The 20,153-nt window shown below is 73.6% G+C and carries 16 protein-coding genes; 9 read left to right on the forward strand and 7 right to left on the reverse strand.

All coding sequences use genetic code 11. The features are described from left to right. The first annotated feature begins 7 nt into the window (after window positions 1-7). The 5 genes from ACSC1Q_RS33480 to plsX all read left to right on the forward strand — a co-directional run bounded on the left by ACSC1Q_RS33480 (window position 8) and on the right by plsX (window position 6,320). On the forward strand, window positions 8-328 hold the full coding sequence (locus tag ACSC1Q_RS33480) for a protealysin inhibitor emfourin (RefSeq protein WP_436762705.1): 321 nt from the start codon (window positions 8-10) through the stop codon (window positions 326-328). Between the two features lie 301 nt (window positions 329-629). Continuing rightward, window positions 630-2,354 carry a S8 family serine peptidase gene (locus ACSC1Q_RS33485; protein WP_436762706.1) on the forward strand — a complete coding sequence of 575 codons (1,725 nt, stop codon included), beginning with the start codon at window positions 630-632 and terminating at the stop codon, window positions 2,352-2,354. 423 nt (window positions 2,355-2,777) lie between these two features. Then, entirely contained in the window at window positions 2,778-4,238 is a 1,461-nt protein-coding gene (crtI, locus tag ACSC1Q_RS33490; protein WP_436762707.1) for a phytoene desaturase family protein, read from the forward strand. Then, the gene (locus ACSC1Q_RS33495; RefSeq protein ID WP_436762708.1) at window positions 4,235-5,134 is read left to right on the forward strand and encodes a phytoene/squalene synthase family protein; all 900 of its coding nucleotides are present in this window, start codon (window positions 4,235-4,237) and stop codon (window positions 5,132-5,134) included. The genes crtI and ACSC1Q_RS33495 overlap by 4 nt, the downstream gene beginning before the upstream one ends. Window positions 5,135-5,348: 214 nt before the next feature. Next, a complete protein-coding gene (gene plsX, locus ACSC1Q_RS33500) occupies window positions 5,349-6,320 on the forward strand; it encodes a phosphate acyltransferase PlsX (RefSeq protein ID WP_436762709.1) in 972 nt (323 codons plus the stop codon). A 63-nt stretch (window positions 6,321-6,383) separates the two neighbouring features. Here plsX and ACSC1Q_RS33505 read toward each other — a convergent pair whose 3' ends face one another. Further along, window positions 6,384-7,181 carry a spheroidene monooxygenase gene (locus tag ACSC1Q_RS33505; protein ID WP_436762710.1) on the reverse strand — a complete coding sequence of 266 codons (798 nt, stop codon included), beginning with the start codon at window positions 7,179-7,181 and terminating at the stop codon, window positions 6,384-6,386. A 40-nt stretch (window positions 7,182-7,221) separates the two neighbouring features. On the opposite strand from ACSC1Q_RS33505, the gene ACSC1Q_RS33510 reads away from it, so the two are divergent. Beyond that, window positions 7,222-7,818, forward strand: coding sequence for a glycerol-3-phosphate acyltransferase (locus ACSC1Q_RS33510; RefSeq protein WP_436762711.1), 597 nt, complete (start codon window positions 7,222-7,224; stop codon window positions 7,816-7,818). Here ACSC1Q_RS33510 and ACSC1Q_RS33515 read toward each other — a convergent pair. From ACSC1Q_RS33515 to ACSC1Q_RS33525, 3 genes are read right to left on the reverse strand one after another with little or no spacing between them, the layout of a single operon-like run. Further along, window positions 7,769-9,118, reverse strand: a complete 1,350-nt coding sequence (locus tag ACSC1Q_RS33515; RefSeq protein ID WP_436762712.1) for a glycosyltransferase family 2 protein — start codon at window positions 9,116-9,118, stop codon at window positions 7,769-7,771. The genes ACSC1Q_RS33510 and ACSC1Q_RS33515 overlap by 50 nt on opposite strands. Next, a complete protein-coding gene (locus ACSC1Q_RS33520) occupies window positions 9,115-10,560 on the reverse strand; it encodes a phytoene desaturase family protein (protein WP_436762713.1) in 1,446 nt (481 codons plus the stop codon). The genes ACSC1Q_RS33515 and ACSC1Q_RS33520 overlap by 4 nt, the downstream gene beginning before the upstream one ends. A 49-nt stretch (window positions 10,561-10,609) precedes the next feature. Further along, complete coding sequence (locus ACSC1Q_RS33525; protein WP_436762714.1) at window positions 10,610-11,452, reverse strand: carotenoid biosynthesis protein; 843 nt, start codon at window positions 11,450-11,452, stop codon at window positions 10,610-10,612. A gap of 214 nt (window positions 11,453-11,666) precedes the next feature. On the opposite strand from ACSC1Q_RS33525, the gene ACSC1Q_RS33530 reads away from it, so the two are divergent. Further along, window positions 11,667-12,368: a YciI family protein gene (locus tag ACSC1Q_RS33530; RefSeq protein ID WP_436762715.1), complete on the forward strand. Its 702-nt coding sequence runs from the start codon at window positions 11,667-11,669 to the stop codon at window positions 12,366-12,368. Window positions 12,369-12,652: 284 nt separating this feature from the next. On the opposite strand, the gene ACSC1Q_RS33535 is transcribed toward ACSC1Q_RS33530, so the two are convergent. Then, window positions 12,653-13,135, reverse strand: a complete 483-nt coding sequence (locus tag ACSC1Q_RS33535) for a hypothetical protein (protein ID WP_436762716.1) — start codon at window positions 13,133-13,135, stop codon at window positions 12,653-12,655. A 168-nt stretch (window positions 13,136-13,303) separates the two neighbouring features. On the opposite strand from ACSC1Q_RS33535, the gene ACSC1Q_RS33540 reads away from it, so the two are divergent. After that, window positions 13,304-16,792: an ATP-binding protein gene (locus ACSC1Q_RS33540; protein ID WP_436762717.1), complete on the forward strand. Its 3,489-nt coding sequence runs from the start codon at window positions 13,304-13,306 to the stop codon at window positions 16,790-16,792. 157 nt (window positions 16,793-16,949) lie between these two features. Further along, window positions 16,950-17,543: a VOC family protein gene (locus ACSC1Q_RS33545; RefSeq protein ID WP_436762774.1), complete on the forward strand. Its 594-nt coding sequence runs from the start codon at window positions 16,950-16,952 to the stop codon at window positions 17,541-17,543. On the opposite strand, the gene ACSC1Q_RS33550 is transcribed toward ACSC1Q_RS33545, so the two are convergent. Then, window positions 17,458-18,168 (reverse strand): GNAT family N-acetyltransferase, encoded by a 711-nt coding sequence (locus ACSC1Q_RS33550; protein WP_436762718.1) that lies wholly within the window; start codon window positions 18,166-18,168, stop codon window positions 17,458-17,460. The two genes, ACSC1Q_RS33545 and ACSC1Q_RS33550, sit on opposite strands and share 86 nt — an antisense overlap. Before the next feature lie 570 nt (window positions 18,169-18,738). Further along, window positions 18,739-19,947 carry an MFS transporter gene (locus ACSC1Q_RS33555; RefSeq protein ID WP_436762719.1) on the reverse strand — a complete coding sequence of 403 codons (1,209 nt, stop codon included), beginning with the start codon at window positions 19,945-19,947 and terminating at the stop codon, window positions 18,739-18,741. Window positions 19,948-20,153: the final 206 nt, after the last annotated feature.

Here is a 20,153-nt window from a genome sequence, read left to right on the forward strand (position 1 = left end):
CGCTTCTATGAAGGTCTCGATCGTCAGGGGAGGCGGCATCGCCGGCCTCGTCACGGTCACCACGGTCGACTCCGCGTCGCTGGCGCCGGAGGCCGCCGCCGAGCTGCGCGCCGGGGTGGAGCGGGCCGGGCTGTCCGGCGCGCCGGAGCGGCAGGGGCCCCCGGCGGGGCGGCCCGACCGCTTCGACTACGAGCTGACCGTCGAGGACGGCGGCCGGGTGCTCACGACGCGCGCTCGCGAGGGCGACCTCTCCGGCCCGCTCCGCGCGCTCATCTCGTACGTGACCTCACTGCCGGAACGACAGGAGCGGGTCGGCCCTCCCGGCTGAGCCCCGCCCCGTCCTTTCCGCCCTTTCCACCCTCTCTCAATCCTTTTGTGCTCCCGCCCGTATTTCAAAAACGGGGTCGACCGTGTGAAACTCCACACCGCCCGTGGTTTTGGCGCGAGAATTTCCAGGTAACGGTTCCCTGATGACATGATTCGCCGATGTGTGCAGGTCACGGCGGTGACGGGATTTCCCGGCCCCTGCCGGTCCTATTACGCCTCGGCGGCAGATGTGGACACGGCTGATCGGTCGGCGCGCGTTAAATCACATTTGCGGGGAGCTCTTCGGATACACGGAGGTATATGTGAAACGCGTCATCATCACCGTAGCTGCCGCCGCCCTCACGGCAGCCGCGCTGGTGCCCTCGGCGCAGGCCCGGCGGGCGATCGCCGAACCGGGCGCGGAAGCCGAGTACGTCGTCCTCTACACGGAGGGCGCGCGTCCCGCCGACGCCCAGCGGGCCATCAGGGCGGCGGGCGGGAGCATCCTCAAGGAGAACGCCGCGGTCGGCGTCGCCACCGTCAAGACGGCGAACGCCCGTTTCGCCGAGGCGGTGCGCGACGCCGCCCCGATCGACGACATCGCCCACAACCGGTCCATCGGCGGCGTGCCCGCCGCCGGAAGAGGAGCCGCCGGCCGCGCGGCCGTGCAGTCGAGGGCGGTGGAGAAGGCCGGTGACGGCGCGCCCGCCGCCTCCACCTTCGGCAGGCCCGCGCCCGCCGCGGAGCCGCTGTCGGAGCTCCAGTGGGACATGAAGCGGATCCACGCGACCGTGGACGGCTCCTACCGCCACCAGCAGGGCGACCCGGGCGTGCTGGTCGGGGTCGTCGACACCGGCGTCGACGGCTCCCACCCCGACATCGCCCCCAACTTCAACCGCGAGCTGAGCCGCAACTTCACCGTCGACATCCCCGCCGACGCAGACGGCAAGGTGATCGACGGCCCGTGCGAGGCCGAGCCCGACCGCTCCTGCGACGACCCGGCGGACGTCGACGAGAACGAGCACGGCACGCACGTGGCGTCGTCGATCGCCTCGCCCCTCAACGGGCTCGGCACGGCGGGCGTGGCGCCCAGGGTCTCGATCGTGAACCTGCGGGCCGGCCAGGACTCCGGCTTCTTCTTCCTGCAGCCCAGCATCGACGCGCTGACCTACGCCGGCGACGTCGGCATCGACGTGGTCAACATGAGCTACTACATCGACCCGTGGCTGTTCAACTGCGACGACAACCCCGCCGACTCCCCGGCGTACCGGCAGGAGCAGGCCACGGTCGTCAAGGCCATGCAGCGGGCGCTCACCTACGCGCACAGCAGGGGGGTGACCCTGGTGTCGGCGGCGGGCAACGGCGCCTCCGACTACACCGGGGAGCTCGTCGACGCCTCCAGCCCCGACTTCGCCGGGGTGCCCGGTGAGAAGCCCTACTCGCGCACGATCCCCACGAGCTGCGTCTCCATGCCGAGCGAGGGCGAGCACGTGATCTCGGTCTCCTCGACCGGCATCAGCGGGCGCAAGGCGTACTACTCCGACTACGGCGACGGCCACGTCGACGTCGCCGCACCGGGCGGCGACGTCTACGACACCGCCGCCGGCGACCGCGACGTCACCAGGGCGACGCTGGCGGCCTACCCCAGGTCCGTGGCCGAGGCGCGCGGCCAGCTCGACCCCGACGGCGCCCCCAACGTCACCAACGTGGTCCGCAGCTGCAAGGGCGCCGTCTGCGGCTACTACGCGTATCTCCAGGGCACCTCGATGGCCTCCCCGCGCGCCGCCGGGGTCGCCGCGCTCATCGTCAGCGAGTACGGCCGCCGCGACCCGGTGCACGGCGGCAAGAAGCTCCCCCCGGCCGTCGTGGAGACGGTCCTCAAGGGCACCGCCACCAGGACGGCCTGCCCCACCCCGGCCGCCCACACCTACACCAGGCACCTGCCGGACGGCACCACGGCGACCTCGACGCACACCTGCGAGCGGAGCGCCCCGCACAACGGCTTCTACGGCTACGGGATCGTCGACGCCCTCCGGGCGGTCCGCTGACCCGAACCGGATACCCGGCCTCCTTCCCGTACGTGAGGGGGCCGGGCCTTCCCGTACGGTAGGGGGCCGGGCGCTCCTCGCCCGCCCCTCCACGCGTCCGCCGCCCGCTCGGCCCCCGGCCTGGTTTTCCGCGCTTTCCCCGCCGCTTCCTTTGCGTCTTCTTGCGCGGCGGGTTGATTTACCGGTAGCCCCGCCCGGGGATGGGTCGCCCGACGCCATCGGTCATGGGCCGTGAGCATGCCGCCGGACGGACGCATCCGGACACGGCCTCGCTCGCGAAGTCCTCCATGGACGCTAAGGAGTGATGCCCATGGCCGCTGTCACGTGTGACACCGATCGGCCCGGTGAGCGGACGGGCCCCCGTGCCGGACGAGGGACGGTCCCGCGGGCCGGTCGGGGGGACCTGGCGACGAGGAGGAGCGCGTGAGCCGGGTGGTGGTGATCGGCGCCGGTCTGGGCGGGCTGGCCGCCGCCGTCCGGCTGGCCGCCGCCGGGCGCGACGTCACGATCGTGGAGGCGAACGACGTGCCGGGAGGCTGCTGCGGCACGGCCACCCTCGGCGAGTACCGCTTCGACACCGGCCCCTCGGTGCTGACCATGCCGGAGGTCCTCGCCGACGTCTTCGCCGCCGCCGGGGAGGACATGGAGAGCGTGCTCCCGCTACGGCGGCTGGACCCGTACTACCGGCTGCGCTACCACGACGGCTCCCACCTCGACGTGGTGGCCGGCGAGGACGCCATGGCCGAGCGGGTACGCGAGCTGAGCGGCGCCGCCGAGGCCGAGAGGTACCGGCGCTTCCGCGCCCGGCTCGGCGAGCTGTTCGACGCGGAGTGGCCCGCCTTCATCGACCGCGACATGACGCGGCTGCGCGACCTCGCCCGGCCGCGCGTCCTCGCCCGCATCGCGGCGCTGGGCGGCTTCCGCGGCCTGGACTCCCTCGTCAAGAGCCACCTCACCGACCACCGGCTGGTCAAGGCGCACACCTTCCAGGCCCTGTACGTGGGCCTGCCGCCCCGGCGGGCGCTCGGGATCTACGCGGTCATCGCCCACATGGACACCGTCGGGGGCGTCTTCTTCCCGCGCGAGGGCGGGATGCACGCCATCCCGCGCGCCCTGGCCGCGCTCGCCGAGAAGGCGGGCGCGCGGATCCGGTACGGGGTGCGAGCCGTCAGGGTCGAGGCGGGTCCCTCCGGTGTCTCCGGGGTCAGGCTCGACACCGGGGAGCGCCTGGCCGCCGGGAACGTCGTGGTCGCCTGCGACCTGTCCCGCGCCCACACCGGGCTGCTCCCGAAGGGCGCGGGCGACTGGCGGCTCCGCCGTCCCCGCTACTCGCCCTCCTGCCTGGTCCTGCACTTCGGCCTCGACCGGCGCCTGGCCGGGCAGGCGCACCACACCCTGCACTTCGGCGGGGAGTGGGACGCCACCTTCGACGCGCTGCGGGCCGGGCGGCCGCAACCCGACCCGAACCTGCTGGTCACCTACCCGGAGTCCGACACCGGCGCCGCGCCGCGCGGCCACGCCACCCTCACCGTGCTGGAGCCGACCGCCAACCTGCGCGGCGGCGCCGACTGGGACCGGCTCACCCCGAGGCTGGAGGACCGGCTGCTCGGCAGGCTCGCCGACCTCGGTTACGGCGACCTGTCCTCCGCGCCGAGGCTCACCCTCGACCCGCCCGCCTGGGCGCGGCTCGGCCACTCGGCGGGCACCCCTTTCGCGCTGGACCACCGCTTCACCCAGACGGCCTGGTTCCGGCCGGCCGGCGCGGCCAGGCGCGTTCCCGGGCTGCACTTCGCCGGGATGTACACCGCGCCTGGGGTGGGAGTTCCCCCGGTGCTGATCTCCGGCCGGCTCGCCGCGGAACGCGTACTGGAGAGCGCCCGATGACCCTGACCGCGAGTTACGAGCTCTCCCGCAGGCTCAACGCCCGCCACGGCCGCTCGTACTACCTGGCGACCCTGCTGCTGCCCGCCTGGAAGCGCCCGCACGTGCACGCCCTGTACGGCTTCGCGCGCTACGCCGACGAGATCGTGGACTCCTTCACGATGACCGGCGACAGGGCGCGGGCGCTCGACGGCCTGGCCGCCCGGCTGGCCACCACCCTGGCGGGCGGGACCACCGAGGACCCGGTGCTCCCCGCGTTCGCGCAGACCGTGCGTTCCTTCGGCGTCGACCACGGTGACATCGACGCGTTCCTGAGCTCGATGCGGGCCGACCTGACCGTCACCCGCTACGCGACCTACGACGACCTGCTCGCCTACATGGAGGGTTCGGCCGCGGTGATCGGCACCATGATGCTGCCCGTCCTCGAACCGCTGCCCGGCCTGGAGGACAAGGCCCGCGAACCGGCCCGCCAGCTGGGGCTCGCCTTCCAGCTGACCAACTTCCTGCGCGACGTCGCCGAGGACCTGGAACGCGGCCGGGTCTACCTCCCGATGGAGGACCTGGAGAGGTTCGGGGTGACGGTGGCCGACCTGGGGCGCGGTTCCAGCACTCCGGCCCTGCGCGAGCTGCTGGCCTTCCAGACCCGGCGGGCCAGGGACCACTACGCGCGGGCCGCGGAGGGCATCGACATGCTGACCCCCTCGTCCCGGCCGTGCATCCGCGCGGCCTTCCAGCTGTACGGCGGCATCCTCGACCGGATCGAGGCCGCTCGCTACGACGTCCTCGCCGCCAGGGTCGCCGTGCCCCGGCGGCGCAGGGCGGCGATCTTCGCGCGGCACCTGCTCGCGGCGTCCGCGGCCGACCGCGCCGAACGCCGCCTGACCGTCGAGCTCCCGTGAACCGGCCGTACGGGACCGTCGCCGTGCGATCCGTCGTCGGGCGGCCCGTCGCGCTGTCGTTCGTCGCCGGGTGGTCCGTTTCCGTGTCGTTCGTTGTCGGGCCGTCCGTCGCGAAGGCGTCCGTCGCGGGGGCGTCGTCGCTCGCGGGGTCGCCCTCGTTCGTGAGGTCGTCGTCGTTCGTGAGGTCGTCCAACACTGTCGTCAGGAGGGCGTGATGTCGGAACCTGTGGTCGTCGACGCGATGGGCGGAGACCACGGACCGGTCGAGACGGTCGCCGGGGCGGTGGCGGCCCGGCGCGAGCTGGGGATCCCCGTGCTGCTGGTGGGCAGGGCCGGGGACATCCGCGCCGAGCTCGACCGGCACGGCGCCGCCGCCGAGGTCGGCGTGGTGCACGCGGAGGACGTCGTCCCGATGGCCGAGCGGGGCGCGGGAGCGGTCTCCTCCGGCACGACCAGCCTGACGGTCGGCTGCGATCTCGTACGGCGCGGGGCGGCGTCGGCGTTCGTGTCGGCCGGATCCACCGGCGCGGTCGTCTCGTGCGCCATCCGTGGCATCGGCCGCGCCACGGGTGTCCTGCGGCCCGCGCTGGCCATCGCGCTGCCCTCGGTCACCGGCGGCGCCACCGTGCTGATCGACGCGGGGGCGACCTCCGACCCCACCCCGGAGATGATCGCCCAGTTCGCGCTGCTCGGCGTCTCCTACGCCCAGCTCGTGCTCGGCGTCGCCGACCCGTCGGTGGGCCTGCTGTCGATCGGCTCGGAACCGGGCAAGGGCAACCGGCTGACGCGCAGGGCCGGTGAGCTGCTTCCCGATCTGCCGTTCCGCTTCCACGGCAACGTGGAGGGCCACGACGTGCTCGCGGGCACCGTCGACGTGATCGTCACCGACGGCTTCACCGGCAACGTGGTGCTCAAGAACGTCGAGGGTTCCGTACGGGCCGCGCTGACGCTGGTGGCGCGTTCCGGCGTCGCCGGGGCCGGGGACCTGCGGGAGGTGGCCCGCCGCTACGACCCCGAGACCCACGGCGGGGCGGCGCTGCTCGGGCTGAGCGGCACCGTCGTCGTCGCGCACGGCTCCTCGCGGGCGGCGACGATCGCACGCGCCTGCGCGGTGGCGCACGACCTCGCCGAGGGCGGGGTCGCCACCCGCTTCGGGGACCACCTCGCCGCGGAACCCGCCCTTTGAGCGGGAACGGGATCGTGGCCGGAAACAGGACCGTGGCCGCGACGCCGGGCGGATCGGGCCGGGTCAGGCCAGGGGGTCGGCGCCGTCCCAGGTGCCCTCGCTGGCGTACGGGGAGAACCGGGCGAACAGCTCCTCGGAGTACCAGCCCTCCGCGCGGGTCCTGCCGATCACCCGCCGGTGCGCCCGCCCCCGGTGCGCGAAGTCGCGCACCGCGTCGGCGTCGCGCCACAGCGAGAACGTGCCCTGCCTGGCCAGCGGCCACTCGCCGACGCCGACCGAGGCCAGGCAGCCCTCCTGTTCCGCCAGGAGGCGATCCACTCCGGGGACCGAACGGTAGAACGCCACCAGGCGGGCGGGCCGGATCGACGCGCGGGTCAGCACGGCGACGGGACCGCCGGGATCCGGTCGCGCACCCCAGGGAGAAAGGCCTGGCGTGTTCCCGAGGCGAAGGCTGGACGCGCCCTCGGGGGAAAGGCCGGGCGTGTCCCCGGGGAGAAGGCCGGACGGGCTCGCGGTCACGGAGGGAAGCGCGGACGGGCCTCCGGCCCCGGAGGAAAGGACGGACGGGCCGGTGGGGAGAGGGCCGAACGGGTCCACCCCGTTCCAGCGGCCGCGTGAGGCGAGGGGGACCAGCCGGACCTGCCAGGACTCCTGGGCCGCGCTCCGCCAGCGCGCCGCCACCGGGGAGTCGCTCAGGAAACGGTCCAGGTCCCGCTCGTCGCGCCACACCGCCAGCAGGGCCCAGCGGCGCAGGTCCGCGCCCATGCTCGTCGAGGCCCCGCGACCGGAGCCGAGCAGCCGCCAGAACGTCAGCCCCGGCGTCCTCCCCAGCACCGGCCGGTCGAACGCCATGTACCGCATAGCCCCTATATCCGCATATCTCATGAGATGAAAGGACGCGATGGTTCCGCTGCTCGTATCGGTCATCGGCGGCTACCTTCTCGGATCCGTACCGGTCGCCGTGCTGGTCGCCCGCGCGCACGGGTTCGACCCCCGCGAGGTCGGCGACCGCAACCCCGGCTTCTGGAACGTCAGGGAGCGGCTCGGCTGGCGGGCCGCCGTTCCGGTCTTCGCGGGCGACACGCTCAAGGGCACGCTCGCCGGGCTGCTCGGCCTGTGGGCCGGCGGCACGCACCTCGCCTGGCCCGGCGGGGTGAGCGGCGACAGTGCGCTGCCGGTGTATCTGGCGGTGGCCGCCGCCATGGCCGGGCACGCCTGGCCGGTCTTCGCCGGGTTCAGGGGAGGCCGGTCGATCCTCGCCTTCGCGGGCGGCTTCGCCGTCATCTGCCCACCGGGTTTCCTGCTCGGGGTGGCCGCCCTGGCCGGGGTCGCCTTGGTGACGCGGTCCTTCGCGATCGGGGCGCGCGCCGGTGTCTTCGGCATCCCGCTGTTCCAGCTGCTCTTCGCGCCGGTCACGTACGTGGCCGCCACCGGCCTGCTCATGTGCCTCATCGGGCTGCGCTTCGGCCAGGCCGCGCGGACCGACCGTCCCTCGTGACCGGCCCCGGTGGTGTGCCCGGTGCCGGTCGGCCGTCCGTTCGCGGCCGGGTGTCCGGGCCCGGTGCCGTGTCCGGTCTCGGCAATGCGTCCGGGCCTGATGCCGTGTCGGGTGCCGGGCGCGTGTCCGCTCGCGGCCGGGTGTCCGTCGCGGCCCCGCCGGAGCGGGTGCCCGCCGTCCCCGGACCTGGTCGCGCGTTCGTCGTACCGGAGCCGAGGCGGGAGGCCATCGTGGCGGCCGGATAGGCGCGGCCCCGCCAGTCGCGTACCGGGCGCAGCGTGACCTGCGTCAGCCGCAGGACCGCCAGCGGGTCCAGCAGCGGGGAGAGCAGCACGCCTGGCCCGGGCCGCGTGTAGCTGCCGCGCAGCGCGCCGGCCAGCAGCAGCCGTACGGCCAGCAGGCCCAGGTCGAGCCGGGTCGGGCGGCCGGTCACCAGCCGGAGCACGGGCAGTGCGGCGGCCAGCCAGATCACGGCCAGGTCGGCCGCCTGCCGGCCCGGCGTGGTGACGTCGCGCAGCGACAGCGACCGCCCCCACTCCCGCCACACCCCGGCGGCCGAGTCGTGCATGTCGACCTCCAGCAGGCTCCCGGCGTCCAGGAACCCCACGGCCCAGCCGTCGGCCGCCAGGGTCCTGGCCAGCGCCACGTCGTCGGCCAGATGCCCGCGTACCCGCGCGAATCCGCGGGCGTCCAGCATCGCCGTGCGGCGGAAGGCCGTGCACTGGCCGTTGGCCATCGCCCGGTGCGGGGGCGGGGGAGTGGCCGGTCCGATCGGGCCGAAGCGGTAGACGAGCGTCGCCAGGAACGAGGCGTGCAGCGCCTGCTCGGCCGTTCCCTCGCACACGAACCTGGGGCCCGCGCTCACCAGGTCGTATTCCCCCAGGGCCGCGGCGAGCGCGCCGAACAATCCCGGCGCGGGCCGGGCGTCCGCGTCCAGGGTGACCACGACCTCACCCACCGCCGCCTCGACACCCTGCTGCAGCGCCCACTGCTTGCCCACCCAGCCCTCGGGGAGCGGCGCCCCCGCGACGACCCTCGCGCCGAGCCCGGACGCCAGCCGTGCCGTGCCGTCGCGGGACTCGTCGTCGACGACGAGGACCTCCGCGACGTCCGGATCGGCGAGCGCCGCCGACAGGCACGGGCCCAGGCGGGCCTCCTCGTCGCGGGCGGGGATCACCACCGAGACGCGCGGCGACGCCGCCCGTACGGGGGCCAGCGCGGGCCGGCGACGCCGCCCCCCGGCCAGTCGCGCCGCCACGGCCAGCGCGGCGACGGCCTGCAGCGCGGTCAGGAGTCTCATCGTCGTGTCTCCGTGACGGGGAAGTCCTCCCGTACGAGCGAGGCGACGATGCGGGCGCCCATCGCGACCAGCGGCAGCCCGCCGCCGGGGTGCGCCGAACCGCCCACCAGGTACAGGCCGCGCCGGGGGCCCCGGTTGCCGGGGCGGCGGAAGGGCGCGAGCCTGCCGGAATAGGCGCCGCCGTAGATCGAGCCGCCCCACGCGCCGTACCGGTCGCGCAGGTCGGCGGGGGTGAACAGGTCCACGAAGCGCAGCCGCCCCGACAGGTCGTACCCCCTGGAGGCCAGGCGGCCGAGCACCAGGTCCCGGTACGCCTCGGGGGACATCGGCCAGCGGCCGGGGTCGCGGGCCGGGACGTTGACCAGCATCACCCAGTTCTCCGTGCCCGGCGGGGCCTGCGACGGGTCGTCCACGACCGAGCAGCCGATGTAGACGGTCGGGTCCTCCGGTGGCCTGCGCCGCCGGAAGATGTCGCCGAACTCCCGCTCGTAGTCGCCGGAGAAGACGATCGAGTGGTGCCCCAGCCCCTCTGTCCTGCCCTCCACCCCGGCCAGCAGCAGGAACACCGACGAGGAGGTGCCGAGCCCGGCGATGCGCCGCAGCCGCCGCCGGTCGGGCAGCAGCCGCCCGTACAGCGCCGCCGCGTCGGTGTTGGCGACCACGACGTCCGCGCGCTCGCGCTCCCCCGAGGCGAGCCGCACCCCCCTGACCCGTTCGCCGTCGGCGAGCACCCGGGCCACCTCCGCGCCCAGGACGACCTCCACCCCCGCCTTCTCCAGCATCAGGGCCAGGGCGTCGGCGATGCGGGGCAGTCCTCCGGGGACGTACCAGCCGCCCTCACCGTGCTCGATCGCCGGGACGCACCCCAGTGCGGCCGGGGCGCGGTACGGGCTGGAGCCCGCGTAGGTCGCGTAGCGGCCCACGTACTGGCGCAGGCGCCGGTCGGTGAAGAAGCGGCGGGCCAGGCCGTCGAGGGTACGGCCCGGCGCCACCGCCAGCAGGTCCGACAGGCGGGCCTCGGCAGGCGGCCGGGTGAGCGGCCCGGTGAAGAAGGTGCGGCGCGACGCGTCGAAACAGCGCCGCGCCCAGTCGTGGAAGGCGAGCCAGGCGCGGCCCTCGCCGGGAGCGAGCCGGTCGACCTCGGCGGCCATCCTGGCCGGGTCGCGGTACGCCGCCAGCGTCGAGCCGTCGGCGAAGCGGTAGCGGCACAGCTCGCCGAGTTCCACCAGGTCGAGGTCCATCCCGAGGTCGGTGAAGACGCCGGGCAGGGTGAGCAGGGAGGGGCCGACGGAGAAGGTGAAGCCGTCCCTGGTGTGCTCGGCGAGCTTGCCGCCCAGCCGGGGGAGCCGCTCGTACAGCCGTACCCGATGCCCCTGCCGTGCCAGCAGCAGCGCGGAGACCATGCCCCCGACGCCGCCGCCTATCACCGTTACCTCGGGCATCCGCGTTCCCTTCGGGTCTCGCTTCCGGCTCTGATGAGTGGAGTCGTCGTCATGCTCGGCCCGCCCCGGGAACCGGCCGGCTCCGGCGTCCGCGCCGCCAGGCGAGCAGGGCGAACAGCCCCATCGAGAGCCCTCCGGCCGTGGCCACCAGCGGGTCCGGCGGGACGAAGACGGCCGCGAAGCCGACGGTCTCCATGACCGCCATCACCGTGTAGATCGACACCAGCCCGGCGCTCCACGCCGCCGGCTCGGCCAGTACGTGTTCCAGCAGGGCCATCACCAGCAGGGAGACGACGAGCCAGCCCGCGAAGTTGCCGAGGGGAACGCCCCGGTAGGGGCCGGGGTCGTGCCAGGCCCACAGGCCCAGCCGGATCATCTGCGGGTCCAGGAACAGGTCCCAGGCGGTGAGGGCCAGCGCCCCCGTGACGATCCGCGCCGCCCGGCTCACCGGCGCGACGGCGGCGGCCACCGCGTGGGCCGCCAGCCCCATGCCGCCCCACGCCAGCGCCACGATCACCGGCACCCCGCCGGGCGCGGGCCACAGAACGCCGGTGTAGTGGTAGTCGCCGAACGGCAGGCCCGTCCTGATCCCGATCCACTCGGCGGCGTACCCGGTCGCGACCACGGCCGCGAACGCCGCGACGACCCTGGCCGGGGGGTGGGTCGCGCAGGCGAACGCCAGCGCGCCCGCCGCCAGCAGCAGGACGACCACGCTGGTCAGCGTGATCGGCCGGGCCTGCAGCCCCGAGGCGACCTGCGCGACGACCATCGCGGCCAGCAGCGCCGCGCCGAGCACGCTCGCCACGCGTGCGCGCGGCCTCACCGGCGAGGGCCGCTCCCGCACCGCCCCGCGCCCGGGCCGTCCGCTGCTCACCTGTTGGCTGTGCCCCATGGACGGTCATTCGAGCGGCCGGGCGCGGTCAGATTCACTTTGAGGTCACGATCTTTCATGTCGAGGTGACCACCTCCGAACGCGCACCACACGCTCCCCGGCGGATGCTCGCCGGACACGGCCCGGTCCCGGTCTCCTCGGCGCCGCCGGTCGTGAACAGATCGATGACGGCCTCCGCGGCCATCCGGCGGCATTCCTCCTATCATGCGATCGCATGACGAACCTGCCGGGAGAAGGCGTGGCGGAGAGCGGAATCGCACGCAACGGAGAGGTCGAGATCGCCTACGAGGTGTTCGGGAGGCCGGGCGGGCGTCTGGCCGGAACTCGTCAGAGAGATCGAGCGGCACGCCTCCTGAGCGGGGTGCCGTCGGGAGACGTCCGCCCGCTCGGCCGCGTGTCGGCGGGTGAGGGGACACGACACTCACGGGCGCCGGGCGGCGGGGATTCCACGAAAATTTCGGCACGGTGTCGAATCCGGGGCGAGGCTTTCGTAGAACAGGTGAGAGGCGGTCGGGAGAGGCCGCCGGTGCGAGGGAGTGGTGGGATGACGCGGTACTTGATCTCGTTCGACGACGGTGCGATGGATCACATCTCCGACGAGGAGTTTCCCGACGTGGGCAAGGCCTCGCACGCGGTGATCCAGGAGGCCGTGAACGCCGGTGTGTGGGTGTTCGGCGCCGGACTGGAAAGGCAGAGGGCGAGCGTCGTGGCCACGGACGGGTTGGTCACCGACGGCCCCTACCCGGAGACCAAGGAGGTCGTCGGCGGGTTCTCGGTCGTCGACGTGGCCTCACGCGAAGAGGCGCTGGCGTGGGCAGCCAAGATCGCCGTCGCCTGCCGCTGCGCGCAGGAGGTCCGGGAGCTCATGCCCGACCCCGAAACGGACGCGATGCTCCGCGAGGCCGACCGGCGATGACGACATCCCGGCGACGTCCGATCGGGGAAGACCCGCCACGTCAGGGCAGGACTCGCGTGGCCACGGTCGACGACGCGGGTCCGCGGGAGGAGCCGGAGGGTGGCGGCGGTACGCCGCAGCCGCCGACGCCCCCCGGCGGCTGGGGACACCCCGGTACCCCGGTACGCCACCCCCGGATGTCTGCGATGTAGAGCCGAGAACCTCAGGGTGCCGCCGAACCCGCGCCGCCGACGCCCCTGCCGCGCCGCCCCGCGGTGGCGGCGCGGCCTCGGCTCCGGCGGCGGTTACAGAGCGGTCATCTCAAGGGCGACCACGTACGAGTACGCCGTCTGCTCGGTCCCGGTGAGGGTCCTCGTGATGGTCCTGGTGGCGCCGGTGGCGAGCCCGGCGCACGTGCTGCCGAGCGCGGTCACCGTGCCGAGCAGGTCGCCCCGCCCCCAGGCCGGGCCGTCGGCCTCGCGAAGCTCGAAGTCCACGTCCTGGGTGTTCAGGATGATCGAGGTCGGGTCCTCGAAGTCGCCGGGATCCCCGTCGTCACCGGCGTTCATGCCGAAGTAGTTGGCGTTGATCCTGGGGAACAGGTTCCCGTCGACCAGGAACCGGAGCTCGTCCCTGCCGTCCCGGTCGGCCACGTTGCCGGCGTCGACGTCGTACAGTTCCACGCGGCACGAGCCGGCCATCGCGGCCGCCGGGGTCGCGGCCAGCGCCATCGGCGCCACCAGACCTCCGGCCAGGGCGAGTGCGGCGATCACCTTACGAGAATGCATGCTGCTCCTCCTGGAGACACTGACGTCTCGCGACCGTCGCGAAACGCGGCATCAGAGTCGCGGACGCGGCGTGAGCACATCGTTAGACCACAGGTCAACGGCATAGGGCACACGATCTCCGTGTCTTCCGGCACAGCCGGGCGGCGGGCCCGCGCCTACCGTCGTCGCATGGGAGACTCCTTCAGCCTGTTGCTGCTCGGCGCGCCCGAGCTGGCCGTCGGGGGAAGGCCGGTGCGGATCCGTTCCGCCAAGACCCGGGCACTCCTGTGCTACCTCGCCACCACGCCGGGGGCGCGCTCGCGGGCCGAGCTCGCGGGGCTGCTGTGGGGCGAGCGTCCCGACGCCAACGCCAGGGGCAGCCTGCGGCTGGCGCTGTCGGAGCTGCGTAAGGACGTGGGCGGCTGGCTCGACATCACCCGCGACCACGTCGGCCTGCGCGCCGGTGACGACTGCTTCGTGGACTACCGGCAGCTCACCCGGGACCCGACGGTGGCGGGGGCGCTCCGGTTGTGGCGCGGGGAGTTCCTCGACGGTCTCTCCTTCGGGGACGCGCCCGCGTTCGCCGGGTGGCTGGAGTGCGAGCGGCGGCGGGCCCGGCTGGTGCTGCGCGAGCTGCTCGTACGCGCCGGGCCCGCCGCCCGCGAACACGTCGTACGGCTGGCCAGGATCGTGACGGAGCTGGACCCCTACGACGAGGAGGCCCACCGGGTGCTGATCACCTCCCTTGCCAGGTCCGGGAACCGGGCCGCGGCCCTGGCCTGCTACGAGGAGCTGCGCCTGCGGCTGGCGCGCGAGCTGGGCGTCGATCCCGCGCCCGAGACCCGCGCGCTCCGCCAGGACCTCACGCCCCGGCCGGCGACCGCCCGCCGGGCCGCCCCGCCGGTCCCCGGGTCGGAGCTGGTCGGCCGCGAGTCCGACATCCGCCGCCTCCGTGCCCTGCTGTCCCGGCAGCGCCTGGTCACCCTGTCGGGCCCGGGCGGCATCGGCAAGACCCGCCTGGCCATCGCCGCGGCGGAGGCCGCGGACCGGGACGGCGCGTCCCTCTCCTCCACGAGGACTGGGAGGTACGACACCGCGTCCGTCTCCTCCATGGGGACCTGGAAGCACGACACCGCCTCCCTGGAGCGGGACGGCGCGCCCCCCTCCTCCGCAGGGACCGGGAAGCACGACACCACGTCCGTCTCCTCCACGGAGACCGGGAAGTACGACACCGCCCCCCTCTCCTGCGCGAAGCCCGGTGAGCACGACGGCGCGTCCCCCTCCCCGGCGGATGTCGCGTTCGTGTCTTTCGTCGGGGTGCGGGCGGAGGCGGCCGTGACGACGCTCGCGCGCCGGCTCGGCGTGGACCTCTCGCCGCCGAGGCCCGCCGCCGAACTGCTGCTCGCCGCCCTCGCCGGTCGCTCGACACTGCTGGTGCTCGACAACCTCGAACATCTGCCGTCCTTCGACGGGATGATCGCGGAGATCCTGCGGGTGGCGCCGGACCTGCGGGTGCTGGCGACCAGCCGGCGGCGGCTGGACGTGCCCGGACAGGTGGTCGTCGAGGTCGAGGGGCTCGCCGGGCCGGACGCCGAGGCGTTGTTCGTCGCGCGGGCGCTCAAGGCCCGGCCGGGGTTCGACCCCGGGCGCGAGGCCCCGCTGGTGGCCGCGATCTGCGCCGCGACCGGCGGGCTGCCGCTGGCGATCGAGCTGGCGGCCGGCCTGCTTCGTGCCGTGCCGTGCGCCGACCTGGCCGAACGCCTCGGCGTGGACACGGGGCTGCTCTGCACGGCCGGGCCCGCCGTACGGTCCAGGCACGCGAGCATGCGTGCGGTCTTCGAGACGTCCTGGCGGCTGCTCGACCCGGCGAGGCGGGCGGCGCTGGCGGCGTTGTCGGTGTTCGGCGGCGGCTGCACCCTGCGCGCGGCCCTGGAGGTCGCCGCGACCAGCCCCGAGGTGCTGGTCCACCTGGTCGACCACAGCATGCTGCGGCTCACCCCGTCCGGCCGCTACACCCTCCACCCCGTCATCCAGCAGCTCGCCGCCGCCCACCTGGAGGACCCGGGGGTACGCGAACGGCACGCCCGCCACTACGCCCGTCTCCTCGACCGGCACGCCACCGCGCTCCAGGACGGCTCGGACGCCGAGGTCGTCCGCGTGCTCGGCGCCGAGATGGACAACATCCGCCTGGCCTGGCGGGTGTCCGGGCAGCCGCGCTTCCTGGACCACTACTGGACGTTGTGCCTGCGGTTGCGCCTGTACGAGGAGTCGGCGGCGATCGTCCGCGAGCACCTCGACCGCCCTGCGCGGGACCCGCGCCCGCGGGCCCGCCTGCTCCGGATGGCCGCGGTGAGCTCCCACCAGCTCGCCAGGGAACGCGCCGCCACCCGCCTGGCCCGCGCCGCCCTCGACACGCTCGGCGAGCCACTCCCCGCCACCCCCGTCGGCCTCGCGACCGCTCTGCTGACCGCCGCCACCCGCCAGGCCGCCCACCGCCTCCTGCCGGTCACGGCCGCCCGCCGTCTCCTCCCCGTACCCCGTACGGACGAGGCCGAGGTCGCGCAGGCGCTGACCTTGCTCGCCCGGCTCGCCTACCACCGGCAGGACCTCCCCGTGATGCTGGTGACCTCGCTGCGCCAGCTCAACGCCGCCGACAGCGGCACCGACCCCGCCCTGCGCGCCGAGTCCTACGCGAACTTCGCCACCATCGCCCGCCTCGCCGGTCGCCACCGGATCGCCACCCGCTACGGCGGCCTCGCCGACCAGGCGCTTTCCGATACCGACCACCCGGACGAGGCCGTGCACCGGGCCCGGCTGGCGCGCGGGATCGACCTGCTGCACGCGGGCCGTTTCGAGGACGCCAAACGATCGTTCACGGAAGGACGGTCGCGGACGATCGACCCGCGGGTGGCCGAGAACTGCGCCGGCATGCTCGCCGAGACCGCACTGTGGCAGGGCGAGTTCGCCGCGGCGGCCACCGGGTACGCGCAGACGGAGGAACTGGCGGTCGCGCGGGTGGGCGGGGACGACATCGGCCGCCACTGGTGCCTGACCGGCCGGGCCGAAGCGCTGTCGCGCCTGGACGGGGTGCCGGTGGAGCGGATCCGGGAGCTGCTGGCGGCCGCCCGCGCCTCGCACGAGCGGCGGCGCACGCACGCGAAGGAGTTCGGCCTGCGCGACAGCCCGGCGAGCCGCACGATCCAGGAGCTGCGCCTGCTCACCATCGCGGCCCGCCTGGACCCGGCGCGGGCGCCCGCGGCGCTGGCCGAGGCGCTGACGCTGGCCGAGCGGCTGCCGACGGTGCAGCCCGGCATGCTGGAGTGCTGGACCAGCCTCGCCGAGCTGCTCGGGCACGCTGGTCAGGACCGGACAGTGACTCCCCTCCTGCTCGGGAACGCGGGCCAGGACCGGACCTTGGCCCCTCTCCCGCTCGGACACGCAAGGCAGGACCGGACAGTGCCCCCCCTCCTGCTCGGGCACCTCTCCCGGTACGCCGCCCGCAACCCCGGCGCCGCCGCCCGGATCGGCTGGGCCCTCGCGCTGGTCCTGGCAGCCCTGGGTGAGCGAAGGCGGGCCAGGCGGGCGGCCGAGCGGGCGATGGCGACCGCCGAACGCCTGGCCGCACCGTACGACCACCGCAGAGCCGAGTCCCTGGCCCGCGCCCTTGGATCCTCGTAGCGTCCACGGCGGCGCCAGGACCGGGCCCGTCTTCGCGCGCATCCACCAGTGGCCGGCATGCTGGCATTCTCTACGCATGATCGGACGTCTCGAAAAGACAGTGATCGACTGCCCGGATCCGCGTGCGCTCGCGGAGTTCTACTGCCGGGTGCTCGGTATGAGGGTCAACGAGGACATCGACGGTTGGGTAGTCATCGGCCCGGAGCCCGGTCTTCGGCAGCTGGCCTTCCAGAGGGCGACCCCATGGGTTCCGCCGAGCCGGCCCGACCCGGCGCATCCCCAGCGGATGCACCTCGACATTCGCGTGAGTGACCCCGACCAGGCGGAGCGGGAACTCCTCGCCCTGGGTGCCGTCCGTGTCCCGGGTGAACGTGAGACGGGCTTCCGCGTCTTCACCGATCCCGTCGGTCACCCGTTCTGCGTCGTCTTCGGCGGCCACGGTACGGGCCGAACCGGCCACGGCTTGGCCGCCGCCGAAATCCGGTCTGATTCTCCTCGAAAGCCGAGCAGCAGCGACGACGACGTCCTCGACGATCCCGTGGATACGCCGGAGAGCGTCAGCTCGGCCCTGACGCCGGTCGGACGCGTCACGGAAACCGGCCTCGCCACCGGCTGGTTCCTGGCGCGGCACTCGCGCATCCGACCCACCTCCCGACGGTTCGCGCTCAGGCCCGGAACGCACCGCCGGCCAAGCCGTCGGCACGGTGGTCCGGTGTGCCCGGGGGAGTGCTCGCCGTTGTCTGGTGGATGAGCAGGGCCTCGGCGCCGACCGGAAGGAAACCCGCGCCCAGGAAGGCACGTACGCCGGCGGCGTTGCCCGGCGCCATCTGTGCCCACACCGCCTGCCCGGCCTGCTCGGCGCCGAGGAGGTGTCGTCCCGCTCGCGCGAGTCGCCTGCCGAGGCCCCGGCCACGGTGGGCGTCCTCGACCTCGACGGCGATCTCCCAGCGGCCCGCCACCCCTTGGCCGAGCAGTACGATTCCTCCGTCGCTCCGCCACGCCCGCACCCCGTCGCGATGCCGGAGGGCACGGCGCACGCGAGGGTGGCCGGCGTCGGTGATCTCGACCAGAGGCAGCGGGGGAGGGCCGCTCAGCGCGCCGGCGACGGCGAGCAGGTCCAGATTGTCCACCCGGCGCCCGGTCCGCTCCTCCAGAGCGCGCAGGAACGGCGGATTCAGCGGCGCGGACACGTCACCGGCGGGCAGCAGGCCGCGCATCCATTCGCGATCGACATCGGCGAACACCACGCTGTGCGCGGTGAACGCGATGACCCCGCAGTCGCGCGGGCCGGGCTGGTCCACGAACTCCACCGCGCCGTCGGCATCGGGGAAGACCCCGCGGGCGACCTCCTCCAACAACCTGCCCAGCTCGTGCACGCCCCACTTCCCTTCGCCGTGACCCGCGCGACGTCGGCGACCGCGCGGCCCCGGTCCCGCTCCGGAGCCCGGTCCGCCCGCGGCCGGCACCGTCTTATCGCATCAAGGCGGGCCAGTGGTGCGGTCGCGGTCGCCGCCCGCGCGGTTGCCTTACTCGCCCCGCTCCCTTGGCCGCGCACGGGCGTGCCGGTGACGACGCCACCGCCGACGAGGACTCTCCCCGCACACCCGCGCGGCATCGCTCCCCTCGCCGAGGCCGAAGCCTGTCGATGCATCGCCCTGCGGCACGCCCGTGACCACATCCACCTCGTCGCCGTACCCGCCCGGCAGGACGGGTGTCGTCCGAAACCTGCGCGGCGACCGGTATCGCTCGCACGATACCCGCGACCTCGTCGAAGCCGACCTCGGCCTTGCCATCACCCGGCCGATGACCCGGTGAACGCCGTCCATCCGTCCATCAGTGGCATCTCCCAACCGCAACCTGCCGACGTCAGGCCGATGCCGGTCACCGTCGATGGTGCCGCGCGCGGAGATGATGTCAGTGACCGGCCGCAGATACTCGGACCGCCGTCATCCGGGCTCGTCGCGCTCGCGGAACGTCGTGTGGCAAACAAGCGCGCCCACCGTAAGTACGGGTATCCCCACCAGGATCGGCGCGGTCAGTCCCCAGCCGGCCGCGATGAGCCCGCCGGCCAGAGCTCCCAGAGGCGCCGCCCCCATCACGACGGTCATCGACGCGCTACTGATTCGGCCAAGAAGCTCCGGTGGGGTGAGCCGCTGGCGAAGTGTCCGGGCCGCGACCGCCCACACCCCGAACGCGCCGCTCGTCATCACCAAACCGGCGGCCGCGACAGGGGCCGACGTGGTGAGCCCGAGCATCAGTTGTCCCACCGCGGCACACACGAGGCAGCTCGTCAGAACCGTCGTGGATCCGAGCGAATTCGTGAGACGTGCGGCGAGGTAACCGCCCGCCAGACCTCCTACGGCGCCCACACCCAGCAATCCGCCGTAGGCCCACGCGGGCAGTCCGAGGGTCTGATCGACGTAGAGCACGAAGATGGGGAACCAGACGCTGTCCATCAACGCGAACAGAGCACCCAGGACAACAAGGGTGCGCAAACGCCGATGACGCGCCAGCCACCGCAGACCCGCACGCGTGTCAGCCGCCATCTGTCTCTTGGAGGTGAAGGACGCGGCCTTGCGCGCGAACACGTTCGGCAGGCTGAACACCAGGGCCGCCGCCAACGCCAGCGCGCTGCCGTTGACCGCGAAGGGGAGCACCAAGGCGACACCGAACAGATACCCGCCGAGAGGTGGCCCCACCAACTCGTTACCCGCGACCTCCGCGTTGACCAAACCACCGTTGGCCCGATCGAGGTCTTCGTCACTGACCAGGGGAGGAAGGAGGGTGGCCGTCGCCGTATCGCGCAAGGTCTCTCCGACACCGCACGCGAACGCCACCGCGTACACCACGGCGATATTGGCGACGCCGAAAGCGAGCGAGACCACCAGGACGAGCAGCAGCAGCACACGTGCCACATCAACGAGAACCGTCAGACGGCGCTGATCGTAACGATCGACAACGGCTCCCGCGAACAACCCGAATATCAACCACGGGCTCTGCCCGGCGACGGCCACGCCGGCCACCACGACCGGGTCCGAACTCATGACAGCCGCCAGCAACGGCAAGGCCGCCATCCGAATCCCGTCGCCGAGATTGGACAGCGCCGTCGCCAGCCACAAACGGTGGTACGCCGGTCCCAAAGACGTCGCAGCCATGATCACCTCCGGTCCTGATTCTTTCATCGGAAGCCACGAGGGGTTCTCCCTCACACAAAAAAGATCACCATCTGATGGACGCGCGGAAGGTCTGAAATCCGCCGCGTCAACTGAGGGCCACGGCCTCAAGGACGTCCTCGAACACGGCGACGGCAGGCGGCGGGTCCCCTACGAGTCCATGTACAGCACCGCCATTGATTCCGTGC

The sequence above is a fragment of the Streptosporangium heterodermiicola genome (genome assembly GCF_051390675.1).
Classification (GTDB): Bacteria; Actinomycetota; Actinomycetes; order Streptosporangiales; family Streptosporangiaceae; genus Streptosporangium.